Consider the following 14,377-nt stretch of genomic DNA (forward strand, 5'->3'; position numbering starts at 1 on the left):
CGAGCAAAGGACCGTTCGCATTGCGGAAACAATGCGCAACACACGTTTAGGTTGTGCCAGAGTGAGGAAGAACCGTGATGCCGGGGCCGCATGTCCAACACAGACATCCCTCAAAAGCGCGGGCATTCATGCAACAGGAGACCATGATCATGAACGATGTCACAACCCTGCTCAACACGCTGCGCCGCCCTCGCCTTTTGATCCGCGCCGCCCGCTTTGGTCTCAATGATTACAACCGAAACCGCGACCTGAAACGGGTCATGCGCACCGCCAATGCCCCGTCGCCAGCGCGCGCCGTGTCCTCTTTGATCGAGGAAGAGGCCAAGATCGAAGAGACCCGCCGCTCGGGCGACGCCGCCTATAATGTGACACGCCATGTCGAAGTGTTGATCGCGCTCTTGGGCGAGGCCCGGCTTTTGCCGCGCGAACAAACCGCCGCCTGAACCTGATTTGAGCGCCCCGCCCGGGCGCCAATGCCCCCCGTTTCCGCCATCTCTGTTTTAAAATTCACAGGGGCCGAAACGGGGGGCTCTTTTGTGTAAAATGATCCGCGCACCACAGCAAAGTTCCGCAAGCTGCAAAATCCACACGCATTCCATGTCGATTGGGCACATATGGCGGGAATCCATCTTGCCACAGAGGCGGAGCTGCGGGTAAAGGCATGTCATGACTCAAGTGATCCATGACCGCCTCCTCATCATCGACTTTGGCTCTCAGGTGACGCAGCTCATTGCGCGTCGTCTGCGTGAGTTGAATGTCTTTTGCGAAATTCACCCCTATCAAAACGTCACCGAGGCGTTGCTGAAAGAGATTGCGCCGAAAGCGATCATCTTTTCCGGCGGCCCGGATTCGGTGATGCGCGAGGGCAGCCCGCGGCCGCCGAAAGCGGCCTATGATCTGGGTGTACCGATTTTGGGCATTTGCTATGGCCAGCAGGTGATGATGCATGACCTGGGCGGCCGGGTCGAAGCGGGCGAACATGCGACCGCCGAATTTGGCCGCGCCTATGTGACGCCGACCGAGACCCGCCCGGAGTTTTTGAACGGCTGGTTCATGGATGGCACGGGCAAAGAACAAGTCTGGATGTCGCATGGCGATCACGTCGCCGAAATAGCCCCCGGCTTTGAAGTCTTCGGCACCTCCCCCGGCGCGCCTTTTGCGATCACCGCCGATCTTGAGCGAAACTTCTACGCGGTGCAGTTCCATCCCGAAGTGCATCACACGCCGAATGGCGCGACGATTTATGAGAATTTCGTGCGGCTTGCGGGCTTTACCGGCGACTGGACCATGGGCGCCTACCGTGAGGAAATGATTGCGAAAATCCGTGAACAGGTGGGCGACAATCATGTGATTTGCGGTCTGTCCGGTGGTGTTGACAGTTCGGTCACCGCGATTCTGTTGCACGAAGCCATTGGCGAGCAACTGACCTGTGTATTCGTCGATCACGGGTTGCTACGCCTCAACGAGGCCGAGCAAGTCGTCAAAATGTTCCGCGACAATTACAATATCAAACTGATCCATGCCGATGAGTCTGACCTGTTCTTGGGCGAGCTGGAGGGCGTTTCCGACCCTGAAACCAAGCGCAAGATCATCGGCAAGCTGTTCATCGACGTGTTCCAAAAATACGCCAATGAGATCAAGGACGCGAAATTCTTGGCCCAGGGCACGCTTTACCCCGATGTGATCGAATCTGTGTCCTTCTCGGGCGGCCCCTCTGTGACGATCAAATCGCACCACAATGTCGGCGGTCTGCCGGAAAAAATGGGGCTGAAACTGGTCGAACCGCTGCGTGCCTTGTTCAAAGACGAGGTGCGCGCGCTGGGGCATGAGCTGGGCCTTCCGGCCTCCTTCATCGGTCGCCATCCCTTCCCCGGTCCGGGCCTTGCGATCCGCTGCCCCGGTGAAATCACCCGCGAAAAACTGGCAATTCTGCAAAAAGCCGATGCGGTTTACATCGACCAGATCCGCAAACACGGGCTCTATGACGAGATTTGGCAGGCTTTCGCCGCAATCTTGCCGATGCGCACCGTCGGCGTGATGGGCGACGGGCGGACCTATGATTTCGCGCTCGCCTTGCGCGCCGTGACCTCGGTCGATGGCATGACGGCGGATTACTATCCGTTCAGCCATGATTTCCTGGGCGAAACCTCGACCCGGATCATCAACGAAGTCAAAGGCATCAACCGCGTGTTTTATGACTGCACCTCGAAGCCGCCGGGCACGATCGAATTGGAATAAGCCCCCGCAGGCACGCGATAAAATCACAAAGGCGCTCTTTGGGGCGCCTTTTCTTTTGCCAAGCCGCCTCAAGGGCGGGTATTGCACTGGGGATCAACTGGGAGGGGACGATTTTGGCAAAAGTCATGCTGACAGGAACGATGCGCTGTAAGCCGCATGAGGTCGACAGTGTCGTGGCGCTTTTGCCCCGGCACCACCGTCTGAGCGAGGCCGAACCGGGGTGTTTGTCCTTTGAGCTTTGGCAGGACGAATTGGACCCGTGTTGTTTTCATGTCAGCGAAGTGTTTCGCAGCGAGGCCGATTTTGCCGCCCACCAAGACCGCACCCACAGCTCAGATTGGGGCCGCGTCACCCAACATATGACCCGAGATTTCAATAAGAGAGTGCTATGACCAACGCGCAAACGCACCCGATCCGCGCCGCCTTTTGGATGATGGGCGCGGTGTTCGGGTTTTCCTCCATGGCCGTGGCCGGGCGCATGGTGTCGGCCAACCTCGATACCTTTGAAATTCTGGGCTATCGCTCTCTGTTCGGCCTGATGATCGTACTGCCCGTCGCGATATTTCAGGGCCGCCTGTCCGAACTCAGACCGCGGTCTTTGCCGCTCCACATCGGTCGAAATCTGGGCCATTTTGCCGGTCAAAACCTTTGGCTCTTTGCCCTGACATTGATCCCATTGGCGCAGCTTTTCGCGCTGGAATTCTCCTATCCCATTCTCGTGGGCTTAGGTGCCACCGTGTTTTTGGGCGAAAAAATGACCCCGACCCGCGCCTTGGCAGCACTGATGGGCTTTGCCGGCATCCTGATCGTGGCCCGTCCATTTGGCGCGGACGGTCTGTCCATCGGCCTGTTCGCCGCCATGGCCTGTGCCCTTGGATTTGCCACCTCGGCCCTGTTCACCAAACAACTCACCCGCACCGCAAACGTGTCGATTCTTGCCATCATGTTCTGGATGGTGACGCTGCAACTTTTGTTTGGATTTGTCTGCGCCATGATGGACGGCTCCGCCGCTTGGCTCACGCTCACAGACCTGCCTTGGGTCATCTGGATCGCTCTGGCCGGGCTTGGCGCGCATTTTTGCCTGACCAAAGCGCTCAGCCTCGCCCCCGCCTCCATCGTCACGCCAATAGACTTTCTGCGCCTGCCTGTGATCGGCGTGGTCGGGATGCTGCTCTATGGGGAAAGCCTTGATATTTTTGTTTTTATCGGCGCAGGCATCATTTTTGTCGCCAATTACATCAACATCCTCTCCGAGTCCCGTCGCACAGCGACATGGCTCGCGTGATCACGCTGTTGCAGCGCCGCAAGGGGTCATTTTAAAACTATGACGCGGCGTCAGAATTGCTTGAAATTTCGCACAGGCTTAGGCTGAAATCACAACATGTGCGGCAAATCGCGCAACGACTTCACAAAACAGTGACAACACCACTGAACCACCACAGAACCACCAGATCGACAAAATAAAACCGTGTCGGCACCACTACATAAAGGAAACGCGCCCAGGGCTCGTTTAGGGATGGAGACTATGAAAAACACATCAATTTTGGCATTGGCCTGTGCGGTCACCGCGACAGGCGCATTTGCAGGCGGGATCGACAGGTCCGGTCAATCCATAGCGCCGATCTTTGAAGATGGCAGCTATTTGGAATTCTCGTTTGGGAGCGTGAGCCCAACGGTATCGGGCGTTCAGACCGGCACCTATAATGATGGCACGACGGTCGTTCCGGGCTTGGGTCAGTCCTCTGGCAACATGGTCGAGTCATACACATCCGTCGGTGCCGCCTATAAAACCGACCTAAATGACAAATTCAGCGTTGCGTTGATTTTTGACCAGCCTTTCGGAGCTGACGTCAATTATTCCTTCGCGGACTCCCCCGCGCCCTACGCCTATACTGGTTCCACAGCTTCGATCGATTCCAACAGCCTGACTGCAGTGCTGCGCTACAAAATCAACGACCGCATCTCGGTTCTTGGTGGTGTGCGTGAAGTGACCTCTAAGGGCAAAGTTGCGCTGTCCAACGGCTATACGATGAACACCACCACAGAAACCGATTGGGGCTATGTGATTGGTGCGGCCTACGAGATCCCCGACATCGCCCTGCGCGCGGCTCTGACCTATAACTCTGAAATCACCCATGATTTCACCACGACCGAGAACGGCGGTTTTGACAGCCCGATGGAAACCCGCCTGCCGCAGTCGGTCAATCTCGATTTTCAAACCGGGATTGCCGCAGATACGCTGTTGATGGCCTCTGTGCGTTGGGCCGAATGGACCGCGTTCGACATTTCGCCAACCGGCTATGTCGCCAGTGCGGGCGATGCGCTTGTCGATTACGACGATGACACGATCTCCTACAGCTTGGGTGTCGGGCGCCGGTTCAATGACAAACTGAGCGGTTCCATCATGGTCGGCTATGAAAAATCCACCGGCGGCTATTCTGGCAACCTCGGCCCAACCGATGGCTACGCCTCGCTGGGTCTTGGCCTGAAATATCAGATCACCGAGCAAACCGCGATTTCGGGGGGCGTGCGCTACGTTTGGATCGGCGATGCCGAAACCGAAAACCCAACGGCACCGGGCACCACATTTGGTGAGTTCACAGGCAATGACGCCACCGCGTTTGGCATCAAAATTTCGCACTCGTTCTAATCTGCAGGTCAAACAACCTGTAAAGATGGATGTTTCAAAGGCCCCGCCCCTCCGCGGGGCCTTTTCACATGTATCTAATGCTTCTGATCACATTTCGTGATCCTCTTTTACACAAATTCCGGTTTGCCTGCGCACCTGCCCTCCGCCATGGTCCGCACAGATCGACACCGTCCCGACGGGACATCCACAGGACACATCTCATGGCCCCGCAAAAAACCATTTCCGCCGCAGCATGGCTTGGCCTGGCCGCCATGGGTTTGCTCTGGGGCGGGTCTTTCCTGTCTGTCGCGCTGTTGATCCGCGAGTTGCCAATCTATTGGGTCGTCGCCGGACGCGTCACCATCGCAGCGCTGGTGTTATGGTCCTATGTGCTGATCAAAGGCCTGCCGGTCCCGCCAATGCGCCACTATCTATGGCGTTTCATCGTCGTCGGCTGCCTGACCTCCGCCCTGCCGTTTCTGTTGATCACCTGGGCGCAACACCGCATTCCCTCGGGACTTGCGGGAATTCTCAACGCCTCCACCGCGATTTTCGGCGTGCTCTTTGCAGCGCTGTTTTTTGCCGATGAAAAGCTCGGTCTGCGCAAAGGTGCGGGGGTGATTTTGGGCGTTTTGGGCATTGTCACCGTGATCGGCCCGGACGCGCTTCATGCCTTTGATCTGACCTCTCTGAGCCAATTGGCGATGATCGCGGCAACAATTTCCTATGGCCTATCCAATGTCATTGGCCGCAGGCTTTTGGCCGATCTCAAACCGCAAGTTGCCGCCGCCGGGATGCTGTCGGGTGCCGCCGTGTTTGCCCTGCCCGTGGCGATTGTCACCTCCGGTCCGCCGCCGATGTCGCTGATGCCGTCCACATGGGGCGCGCTTTTGTACCTCTCGGTGATGGCCACAGGTGTGACCTATTTGATCTACTACCGTGTGCTCAAATCGGCGGGTGCGGGCAACACCTCGCTGACCACGTTGATCGTCGCACCGGTGTCGATCGCGCTCGGTGCCGTGGTCTTGGGCGAAAGCCTCTCCCCCTCGGCCTATGCCGGGTTTGGCCTGATCGCGTTTGGGCTTTTGGTCATTGACGGTCGGATTTTGGCGCGGCTCAAGCGCATCAACCCGGTGCAAACATAACACAGCCCTGGCCAAAACCCCTTGCTCCAGCCGCGCCCACATGGCACCCAAGGGTGGATCAACAAAGGATGCGAGATGCGTTACACCTCGGGCAAAGACTGGCACGGCTGCGCCGCCAAAAGAGTTATTCTCTTTGGCATGTCAGGTCTTGGAAAAACTCATATTTCCAATATGTTGCGGGACACCAAAGCCTGGTATCATTACTCGGTCGATTACCGGATCGGCACGCGCTACCTGGGCGAGGCGATTGACGACAACCTCAAAAAGGTCGCCATGCGCGATCCGTTCTTGCGCGATCAATTCCTGTCTGACAGCATCTATATCAAATCCAACATCACCTTTAACAATCTGGCCCCGGTCTCCTATTTTCTCGGCAAACCCGGCGCGCCGGAGTTGGGCGGCATTCCGATGGTCGAATTTCAACGCCGTCAGGCACTGTTTCGCACCGCCGAAGAGGCCGCATTGATGGACACGGGCCATTTCATCAGCCGCGCCCAAGACCTCTACGGCTATCCGCATTTCGTCTGCGACACCGGCGGGTCGATCTGTGAATGGGTCGATGCCAAAGACCCAAGCGATCCGATCCTGAAAGCGCTCTCAAAAGACGCGCTTTTGGTCTGGATCAAGGGGTCGGAGGCCCATACCGAAGAGTTGATCCGCCGCTTTGACCGCGCGCCCAAACCGATGGCCTATCAGCCGGAATTTTTGGCAGCAATCTGGGACGAATATCTTAGCGAGAAGCGCGTCAGCGAAGCCGAGGTCAACCCTGACGATTTCATCCGCTACACCTATGCCCGCGCCCTCGCCCACCGTCAGCCGCGCTATGCCGCCATGGCCGAAAACTGGGGCGTGACCGTGAGCGCCGAAGACGTGGCGGCGGCCAAAACGCCCGAAGGCTTTGACACGCTGATCGGTGAGGCGCTTGATTTTCGAGCCTCGTAAACCTAAATGACTTTCCCACCACGAAGGACCTGACAGATGCCCATCACCTTGCCCGAAAACCTACCTGCCTATGACGTGCTCTCGGCTGAGGGGGTGATGGTCATGGGCGAAGGCCGGGCCGCGTCACAGGAAATCCGCCCCATCCGCATCGCGCTTTTGAACCTGATGCCGAAGAAAATTCAGACCGAAAATCAGTTTGCCCGTTTGATCGGCGCAACGCCGTTGCAGATTGATTTCAAACTGATCCGGATGAGCGAACATCAGACCAAAAACACCGCCGCCGAACATATGGAAGAGTTTTATCGCCCCTTTAACGAGGTCAAAGCCTCGGGCGAGAAATTCGACGGTCTGATCATCACCGGCGCGCCGATTGAACATTTACCGTTTGAAGAGGTGACCTATTGGGACGAGCTCAAAGAGGTGTTTGAGTGGACCCAAACCCATGTGCATTCGACCTTTGGCGTCTGTTGGGGCGGCATGGCGATGATCAATTATTTCCACGGGGTGAAAAAACACGTTTTGGAAGAAAAGGCCTTTGGTCTGTTCCGTCAAAACAACCTTGCCCCGGCCTCGCCCTACCTGCGCGGATTCTCGGACGAATGTTACATCCCTGTGAGCCGCTGGACCGAAATGCGCCAAGCGGAAATTGACGCGGTTCCGGCGCTGATCCCGTTGTTGGGCTCGGATGAAACCGGACCGTGTCTGGTACAAGACCCGGATCATCGCGCGCTCTATATCTTCAACCATTTCGAATATGACACCGGCACGTTGAACGAAGAATACCGCCGCGATGTCGATGCCGGAAAACCGATTGTGCCGCCGCTGCATTACTTTCAGAATGACAACCCGTCCTTGCGTCCGGTGAACCGCTGGCGCTCACATGCGCATTTGCTCTACGGCAACTGGATCAACGAGATTTATCAAACCACCCCCTACGACTTGGCAAAGATCGGTGAGTAAAGCCCTGATCATTGTCGCCCTTTTCCTTACGCTGATTGCGGCAACGGTTTTAATCGCCCAAAAACGCGGTCAGGTTGCGATGCGAAAGGCACCGCAAACGGGTGAGATGGTCACCACTTTGAGTGGGCAAATCGTCCATGTCGAACGCTACGGCCCCGAGGATGCGCCGCCCATCGTGTTGATCCACGGCGCCTCCGGCTCAACCTATGACATGACATTCCGCCTCGCCCCGGCGCTTGCGGATCGCTACCGCGTCTATGTCGTGGATCGGCCCGGCTTTGGCTATTCGCCCGCTCTCAGTGACGAAAGCCTGGCGGCCCAGGTGCAAACCCTGCGCGATGCGATAGCCACGGTCGAGCCACGCAAAGTGATGGTTTTGGGTCACTCTTACGGCGGCGCGGCGGCCCTCGAATGGGCTTTGCAGGATCAGGATAATGTCCTCGGTCTGGTGCTGGTCTCCGCCGCGTCGCATGAATGGGAGGGGGACCCGTCGTTGTTTTACCGCACGCTCGCGACCCCGGTGATCGGCGACATCTTTGCCTGGATGCTCATGGCCTATGTGCCCTCCCCCGTCTTGACCTCTGAAATAGACGCGGTGTTTGCGCCGCAACATGCGCCTGAGGGCTATACCGCCTCGTTCCAACCGCGCCTGTCCCTGCGCCCCACGACCCAGACCTTAAACGCCCGGCAACGCGTGACGCTCAAGGCGCAACTGCGCGACATGACGCCAGATTACCCCTCCCTCACGCTGCCGATCGAAGCTGTGCATGGTACGGCGGATACCACCGTGGGCCTTGACATACACGCCACTCGATTGGACCGCGACGTCGCCTCCGATCATCTGGTGCGGCTTGAGGGGCTGGGCCATATGCCGCATCAGGTGGCAACACAGGATGTTGTGGCCGCCGTCGACCGACTGACCGCACGTCTTGCGGGCCGCTGACCCGCGCAGTTGCATTGCACTCGCATGCCAAAAGCCCCATATTGTTAAGAGTATTAACACGAAAGCCGTGACATGACCGACCTGCCCTTTGATGGCGCGATTTCTCGCTACTATTCAGACGAAGCCCCCAAAAGCATCCGCAAAGCCATCGCGGAAGGCAGTAAAAAGGACATCCTGTCCGACACTTACCCCTATTCATCTTGGATGAAAAAATCCGACTACCAAGACGAGATGGACGCGTTGCAGCGCGAATTGGCCAAGCTGCTGGCCGATATTCGTGCGACCGGAAAGCGGATTGTTATCGTGTTTGAGGGCCGTGATGCGGCGGGAAAAGGCGGGACGATCAAACGCTTTCGCGAAAACCTCAACCCGCGGTCAGCGCGCGTTGTCGCGCTCTCGAAACCGACCGAACACGAAGCCGGGCAATGGTATTTCCAACGCTATGTCGATCACCTGCCAACCAAGGGTGAATTGGTGCTGTTTGACCGCTCGTGGTACAACCGCGCCGTGGTGGAAAAGGTGTTTGGGTTTTGCACCGATGATCAGCGTGACAAATTTTTTCACCAACTTCCCGAATTCGAGGACATGTTGATCTCGGAAGGCATTCAGCTTTTCAAAATCTGGCTCAATGTCGGGCGCGCCGAACAATTGCGCCGCTTTTTGGCTCGCGAAGGCGATCTGTTGAAACAGTGGAAACTGTCCTCGATTGATGTCGAGGGGCTCAAACGCTGGGATGAATATACTATGGCGATTGCCGAGACTATGGAACGCTGCCACAGTGAAACCGCGCCTTGGACGGTGATCCGGTCGGATGACAAATACCGCGCGCGCCTCAATGCGATCCGTGCTGTGCTCAGTCAGATTGAGTATAAAGGCAAAGACGAAAAAGGCTTGGGCGAGATCGACGATAAGATCGTCGATGGTCCGGCCCTGTTGATCACGGGTGACGTGGACGAATGAGCGGCATCGTATGACCAAAAAGCGCGGCTATCATCACGGCAATCTGCGTCAGGCCTTGGTTGACGCGGCTCTGAGCCTGATTGAGGAAAAAGGCCCGACCGGGTTTTCCTTGTCCGAGGCGGCCAAGACGGCGGGTGTGACCCCCGCCGCCGTCTATCGTCATTTCGAGGGCCGCGAGGACCTGATCGCCGAGATTGCCCGACAAGGCTACGAGGTCTTCGCCGATCTGTTGGATTACGCCTATGAGACCGGACAGCCCTCCGCCTTAGCGAGTTTCGAGGCCGTGGGCCGGGCCTATCTGGCCTTTGCGCGCAAATATCCGGGGCATTATGTGGCGATGTTCGAGAGCGGCATCTCGGTGCAACGCACGCCCGATCTGTATCAGGTCGCCACGCGCGCGTTGGGCGTGATGGAACAGGCCGCCGTCAACCTGTCCGAACATATCCCGGCCGAGAACCGCCCGCCGCCGCAAATGGTTTCGGCCCATATCTGGGCGATGTCGCATGGCGTGGTTGAGTTGTTTGCCCGTGGCTCCCCTGGCACCAAAAGCCCGTTTCCGCCCGAAGATCTGTTGGAAACCGGCATCGGGATTTACCTGCGGGGGCTAGGGCTGATCCCTCAGGACAAATAGGTAGATCTGTTCACTTTGAGACATAAAAACGTGAGACACAAAACGGGCTTTGGAGACACTGACCAAAGCCCGTTTTCTTGTTTGAGCTGAGCACGATCAAAGCGCTTGTTCGATGGGGTTTAGCCAAACACAACCAAAGCGCCGGGGGACCAGCTGATGCGGGCGCGGGTGCCGACCTCAAGCACGTCACGGCCAAACAAGTTGCGCATCGACAGGCGCACTGGCGTGTCCACCCCATCGAATTTCACGTCGTAATAGGTCATGTCACCGTAATAGACGACCTCTTCGATCATCGCGGGTGCTTCGCGGTGGGTCGGCGTTTGACCCTCATAAAGGATGGTCAGGGTTTCCGGGCGGAACCCGACCGTGGCCGCGCCTTCGGGGAAGCCTTCCGGGCATTGCTCCTCGGTGATTTCGGTCTCGCCCAGCCCGACGATATTGACGATTTTCTTACCGCCCTCGTGGCGACAGGTCGCGGGCAGAAAGTTCATCACGCCGATAAAATCCGCCACGCGCTTGGTTTTGGGGCGGCGGTAAAGCACTTCGGGATCATCGCATTGTGCAATCTCCCCCTCAAACATCACGGCGATCCGGTCGGACATGACCAGCGCCTCTTCTTGGTCATGGGTGACGAGGATAAAGGTGATGCCAACCTCACGTTGCAGCTTGATCAGCTCCACCTGCATTTGTTCGCGCATCTTGCGATCAAGGGCCGAAAGCGGCTCATCGAGCAACAGCACTTTCGGTTTGAGCACCAAGGCGCGCGCCAGGGCGACCCGTTGCCGTTGCCCCCCAGACAGCGCATGAGCGGCGCGGTTGCCATATCCTGAGAGCCCCACCATGTTGAGCGCAGCCTCTGCGGCTTCGGCCTTTTCCACCTTTGACAGTGGCGATTTGCGCAGACCGAAGGCGACGTTTTCGGCCACGGTCAGATGCGGGAAAATCGCGTAGGATTGGAACACCATATTGGTCGGGCGCTTGTTGGCCGGAACCCCCATCATATCCTTGCCCGCCAGCATGACAGAGCCGGAATCAATGTCTTCGAACCCTGCGATGGTGCGCAAAAGCGTGGTCTTGCCACAGCCCGACGGACCTAAAAGGGAAAAGAATTCGCCCTCGCCGATCTCAAGGTTGATCCCACGCAGCGCGTGATACTCACCATAGTGTTTTTGGATATTCTGAAGCGAAATAAGTGGTTTACGCTCAGGTTTTGCTTTGATCGTCATTAGAGGAAGCCCCCGGTGTCTTTGAGGCCTGCGCGCTTGGCGCCACGGCGACGGAAAATTTCAGCAATAGTGATGAGCAGGATCGAAAGAACCACAAGGATCGTCCCAAGCGCCATCACGGCGGGCAGCAGTTTTGGGAACCGCAGCATGGAGAAGAGATAGACCGGCAGCGTCGGATCGGCGCCGGTCAGAAAGAACGCGATGATGAATTCATCCATCGAAATGGTGAAAGAGATCAACAGCGCCGACACGATCCCCGGCATGACCAAAGGCAAGGTCACACGGCGAAAGGTCGAGGCGCGGGTTTCGCCCAGATCATAAGCGGCCTCTTCCAGTGACGGATCAAGGGCGGCAAAGGCGGAATTGAGAATGGCGATGGCGAAGGGCGTACAGATCAGCGTATGCCCGGCGATCACCGACCAGGAACCGGTGGACAGGCCCAGTTTCAGGATCACGACCAAAAGCGACACCGCGACGATGATTTCGGGCAGCACCAAGGGCAGCATGATAAAACCCATGATGCCCTTTTGGCCCGGGAAGTGATAGCGGGTCGAGGCCATGGCACCAAAGATGCCAAAAATCGTCGCCAACACGGCTGACGTCACTGCGATCTTGAGAGAGTTGAACAAAGCGCTGTGCATTTCCGTGATGTCCAACAGCGCCGTGAACCATTCGGTGGTGAACCCGGTCAGCGGAAAGGCGATGATCGTCGAGGTGTTGAACGCAAACAGCGGCAACAGAAAGATCGGCGCGTAAAGAAACACCAGATAGAGAATGGCATAGGTTTTGAGCGTTTTCATCAGCCGCGCCCTCCTTTTTTACCGCCGCCTGCGGCCCGGTAGCCTACGATCAGGAACACAATCGCGATCACGGCGACGATCAACATCGCCAAGACCGCCAAAGTGGCTCCCAAAGGGGCGTTGTTGAGGCGCAGGAATTGGGTTTGGATCATATTGGCAATCATGGTCCCGCCCGGACCGCCCACAAGTTTCGGGGTGACGTAATCCCCAATTGTGGGGATAAAGACGATCAGTACAGCGGCGACCACGCCCGGGGCGGCCAAAGGCAGGGTTACGCGCAGAAAGGTCATGGTGCGGCTTTCCCCCAAATCGCGCGACGCCTCAAGATAAGAGCGGTCGATTTTTTCAAGTGCCACAAAGATCGGCAGGATCGCAAAAGGCGCATAGGCATGGGCCAATGTGATGATCACGGCGTTGACATTATAAAGGATGAAAGTCAGCGGTTCGTCGATGATACCGACGAGTTTCAGCCCGGAGTTCAACACGCCATTGTAGCCCAAGATCACTTTCCACAGGAACACGCGGATCAGGTAGGAGGTCCAAAACGGGATGGTGATGAGGAAAATCCACAGCGATTTTTGCTCTGGCTTGACCCCGAAAGAGACGAAATAGGCAATGGGAAAGGCCAAGAGAACGGTGACCACCGTCACCGACCCCGACACCATCAAAGAGCGCAGCATCAATTCACGATAGAGTGGATCTGACAGCGCCTCTTTGTAATTGACCAATGACAGGCCGGGAGCAAAATCTCGTACCCCTGTCTGGGTCAGGAACGAAATGACAACAATCGCAATCAAAGGCACCGCCAAAAGCAACAGCGCGTAAAGTGCCGTGGGCGAGACGAGCAAAAGCCCGACTCCTTGATCCGTTCTGAAAAATCGTCGCAATTTTTCCCCAGCTGTCATCATATTTCCCCTTCGTGCGTGGTATTGCCCTTACGCTCCGCAAATTTGATCAAATTTGCAAGAAGTTTTATTTCAGGCCTGTTCCATGACCGACAATTTCAATGCATTTGCCACTTTGTCTAGCATCAAACAGGTATATTCGCGTTTGCATGACGCGCATCTTCTTTTTCATACTGCGGCACAAAGCATCATAAAACTGGCGGATGCGTTGGCGAAACAGCTTACGGCAGCGGCGAGAGCGGTACTACGGGGATTTGAACCTTCGAATGATATAATCGGCCCCTTGGTCGCGCACCGCCGCAACCACCCCCTGCGCCAAAAACCGTGAGGGGGCGTATCCGCGTCAAGATGGGTCACAGGCGCTTCATGATATAGGGCTCGATCGGCCATATGGCCCAGGCGTTTGGAGCGGCCAAGAGCAAGTGCCACAGTCCCAGAAAAGGGCACGATAAGACCATAAAAAAGGCCGCCAACAGAACCCTCTGCGGCGACCTTTTGCGATATATATCCAGCGAAATTAACGCTTGGAGAACTGGAAGCTCTTACGGGCTTTGGCTTTACCGAACTTCTTACGCTCCACAACGCGCGAGTCGCGGGTCAGGAAGCCTGCGGCTTTCAAAGCGGCGCGCAAGGAGGGATCGTAAAGCTGGAGGGCTTTGGAAATGCCGTGCTTCACAGCACCGGCCTGACCCGAAAGACCACCGCCTTTGACGGTTGCGACAACGTCGAACTCGCCTTCACGGCCAGCAACAGTAAACGGCTGACGCAGGATCATCTGAAGCACGGGACGTGCGAAATAGACGTTCTGTTCTTTGCCGTTCACGGTGACCTTACCGGAGCCCGGTTTGATCCAAACGCGAGCGACCGCGTCTTTACGTTTGCCGGTTGCATAGGCACGACCCAACGCGTCACGCATCGGTTCAACAGGAGCGGCAACAACAGCGGTTTCACCAACAGCAGCGTTCAGCGCGTCCAAGGATTTGATTTCTTCAACCATG

Annotated in this window: 16 protein-coding genes; 12 read left to right on the forward strand and 4 right to left on the reverse strand. The window is 56.9% G+C overall.

Annotation, left to right across the window (positions count from 1 at the left end):
- Window positions 1-149 precede the first annotated feature (149 nt).
- The 11 genes from B30_RS06595 to B30_RS06645 all read left to right on the forward strand — a co-directional run bounded on the left by B30_RS06595 (window position 150) and on the right by B30_RS06645 (window position 10,448).
- Window positions 150-443, forward strand: a complete 294-nt coding sequence (locus B30_RS06595; RefSeq protein WP_040402041.1) for a DUF6477 family protein — start codon at window positions 150-152, stop codon at window positions 441-443.
- Window positions 444-666: 223 nt separating this feature from the next.
- A complete protein-coding gene (guaA, locus tag B30_RS06600) occupies window positions 667-2,238 on the forward strand; it encodes a glutamine-hydrolyzing GMP synthase (RefSeq protein ID WP_009571263.1) in 1,572 nt (523 codons plus the stop codon).
- 113 nt (window positions 2,239-2,351) lie between these two features.
- The gene (locus tag B30_RS06605; RefSeq protein WP_040402042.1) at window positions 2,352-2,630 is read left to right on the forward strand and encodes a putative quinol monooxygenase; all 279 of its coding nucleotides are present in this window, start codon (window positions 2,352-2,354) and stop codon (window positions 2,628-2,630) included.
- On the forward strand, window positions 2,627-3,523 hold the full coding sequence (locus B30_RS06610; RefSeq protein ID WP_009571265.1) for a DMT family transporter: 897 nt from the start codon (window positions 2,627-2,629) through the stop codon (window positions 3,521-3,523). The genes B30_RS06605 and B30_RS06610 overlap by 4 nt, the downstream gene beginning before the upstream one ends.
- A gap of 240 nt (window positions 3,524-3,763) precedes the next feature.
- Window positions 3,764-4,888, forward strand: coding sequence for an OmpP1/FadL family transporter (locus B30_RS06615; RefSeq protein WP_009571266.1), 1,125 nt, complete (start codon window positions 3,764-3,766; stop codon window positions 4,886-4,888).
- Window positions 4,889-5,088: 200 nt separating this feature from the next.
- On the forward strand, window positions 5,089-6,012 hold the full coding sequence (locus B30_RS06620; RefSeq protein WP_009571267.1) for a DMT family transporter: 924 nt from the start codon (window positions 5,089-5,091) through the stop codon (window positions 6,010-6,012).
- Between the two features lie 75 nt (window positions 6,013-6,087).
- A complete protein-coding gene (locus B30_RS06625) occupies window positions 6,088-6,954 on the forward strand; it encodes a hypothetical protein (protein WP_009571268.1) in 867 nt (288 codons plus the stop codon).
- A gap of 36 nt (window positions 6,955-6,990) precedes the next feature.
- Entirely contained in the window at window positions 6,991-7,914 is a 924-nt protein-coding gene (locus tag B30_RS06630; RefSeq protein WP_009571269.1) for a homoserine O-succinyltransferase, read from the forward strand.
- Window positions 7,907-8,857: an alpha/beta fold hydrolase gene (locus B30_RS06635; protein WP_009571270.1), complete on the forward strand. Its 951-nt coding sequence runs from the start codon at window positions 7,907-7,909 to the stop codon at window positions 8,855-8,857. The genes B30_RS06630 and B30_RS06635 overlap by 8 nt, the downstream gene beginning before the upstream one ends.
- A gap of 72 nt (window positions 8,858-8,929) precedes the next feature.
- Window positions 8,930-9,817, forward strand: coding sequence for a polyphosphate kinase 2 (gene ppk2, locus B30_RS06640; RefSeq protein WP_009571271.1), 888 nt, complete (start codon window positions 8,930-8,932; stop codon window positions 9,815-9,817).
- Window positions 9,818-9,827: 10 nt separating this feature from the next.
- Window positions 9,828-10,448 (forward strand): TetR/AcrR family transcriptional regulator, encoded by a 621-nt coding sequence (locus tag B30_RS06645; RefSeq protein WP_009571272.1) that lies wholly within the window; start codon window positions 9,828-9,830, stop codon window positions 10,446-10,448.
- Between the two features lie 119 nt (window positions 10,449-10,567).
- Here B30_RS06645 and B30_RS06650 read toward each other — a convergent pair whose 3' ends face one another.
- The 3 genes from B30_RS06650 to B30_RS06660 are packed head-to-tail and all read right to left on the reverse strand — an operon-like array spanning window position 10,568 to window position 13,379.
- Entirely contained in the window at window positions 10,568-11,674 is a 1,107-nt protein-coding gene (locus tag B30_RS06650; RefSeq protein ID WP_009571273.1) for an ABC transporter ATP-binding protein, read from the reverse strand.
- A complete protein-coding gene (locus tag B30_RS06655; RefSeq protein WP_009571274.1) occupies window positions 11,674-12,474 on the reverse strand; it encodes an ABC transporter permease in 801 nt (266 codons plus the stop codon). Before B30_RS06655 ends, B30_RS06650 begins: the two co-directional genes overlap by 1 nt.
- Complete coding sequence (locus B30_RS06660; protein ID WP_009571275.1) at window positions 12,474-13,379, reverse strand: ABC transporter permease; 906 nt, start codon at window positions 13,377-13,379, stop codon at window positions 12,474-12,476. Before B30_RS06660 ends, B30_RS06655 begins: the two co-directional genes overlap by 1 nt.
- An 85-nt stretch (window positions 13,380-13,464) precedes the next feature.
- Here B30_RS06660 and B30_RS06665 point away from each other — a divergent pair, with 85 nt between their 5' ends.
- A complete protein-coding gene (locus B30_RS06665; RefSeq protein WP_009571276.1) occupies window positions 13,465-13,707 on the forward strand; it encodes a hypothetical protein in 243 nt (80 codons plus the stop codon).
- 189 nt (window positions 13,708-13,896) lie between these two features.
- Here the strand turns inward: B30_RS06665 and rpsI are convergent, their stop codons facing one another.
- Window positions 13,897-14,376 carry a 30S ribosomal protein S9 gene (gene rpsI / locus B30_RS06670; protein WP_009571277.1) on the reverse strand — a complete coding sequence of 160 codons (480 nt, stop codon included), beginning with the start codon at window positions 14,374-14,376 and terminating at the stop codon, window positions 13,897-13,899.
- Window position 14,377 lies beyond the last annotated feature (1 nt).

Origin of the sequence: Celeribacter baekdonensis B30 (genome assembly GCF_000299875.1) — a bacterium.
Taxonomy (GTDB): Bacteria; Pseudomonadota; Alphaproteobacteria; order Rhodobacterales; family Rhodobacteraceae; genus Celeribacter; species Celeribacter baekdonensis_A.

Coding starts and splice junctions, on each gene's coding strand:
- B30_RS06595 (WP_040402041.1), top strand. CDS start 150: ATGAACGATGTCACAACCCTGCTCAACACGCTGCGCCGCCCTCGCCTT.
- guaA (WP_009571263.1), top strand. CDS start 667: ATGACTCAAGTGATCCATGACCGCCTCCTCATCATCGACTTTGGCTCT.
- B30_RS06610 (WP_009571265.1), top strand. CDS start 2,627: ATGACCAACGCGCAAACGCACCCGATCCGCGCCGCCTTTTGGATGATG.
- B30_RS06615 (WP_009571266.1), top strand. CDS start 3,764: ATGAAAAACACATCAATTTTGGCATTGGCCTGTGCGGTCACCGCGACA.
- B30_RS06620 (WP_009571267.1), top strand. CDS start 5,089: ATGGCCCCGCAAAAAACCATTTCCGCCGCAGCATGGCTTGGCCTGGCC.
- B30_RS06625 (WP_009571268.1), top strand. CDS start 6,088: ATGCGTTACACCTCGGGCAAAGACTGGCACGGCTGCGCCGCCAAAAGA.
- B30_RS06630 (WP_009571269.1), top strand. CDS start 6,991: ATGCCCATCACCTTGCCCGAAAACCTACCTGCCTATGACGTGCTCTCG.
- ppk2 (WP_009571271.1), top strand. CDS start 8,930: ATGACCGACCTGCCCTTTGATGGCGCGATTTCTCGCTACTATTCAGAC.
- B30_RS06645 (WP_009571272.1), top strand. CDS start 9,828: ATGACCAAAAAGCGCGGCTATCATCACGGCAATCTGCGTCAGGCCTTG.
- B30_RS06650 (WP_009571273.1), bottom strand. CDS start 11,674: ATGACGATCAAAGCAAAACCTGAGCGTAAACCACTTATTTCGCTTCAG.
- B30_RS06655 (WP_009571274.1), bottom strand. CDS start 12,474: ATGAAAACGCTCAAAACCTATGCCATTCTCTATCTGGTGTTTCTTTAC.
- B30_RS06660 (WP_009571275.1), bottom strand. CDS start 13,379: ATGACAGCTGGGGAAAAATTGCGACGATTTTTCAGAACGGATCAAGGA.
- B30_RS06665 (WP_009571276.1), top strand. CDS start 13,465: ATGACCGACAATTTCAATGCATTTGCCACTTTGTCTAGCATCAAACAG.
- rpsI (WP_009571277.1), bottom strand. CDS start 14,376: ATGGTTGAAGAAATCAAATCCTTGGACGCGCTGAACGCTGCTGTTGGT.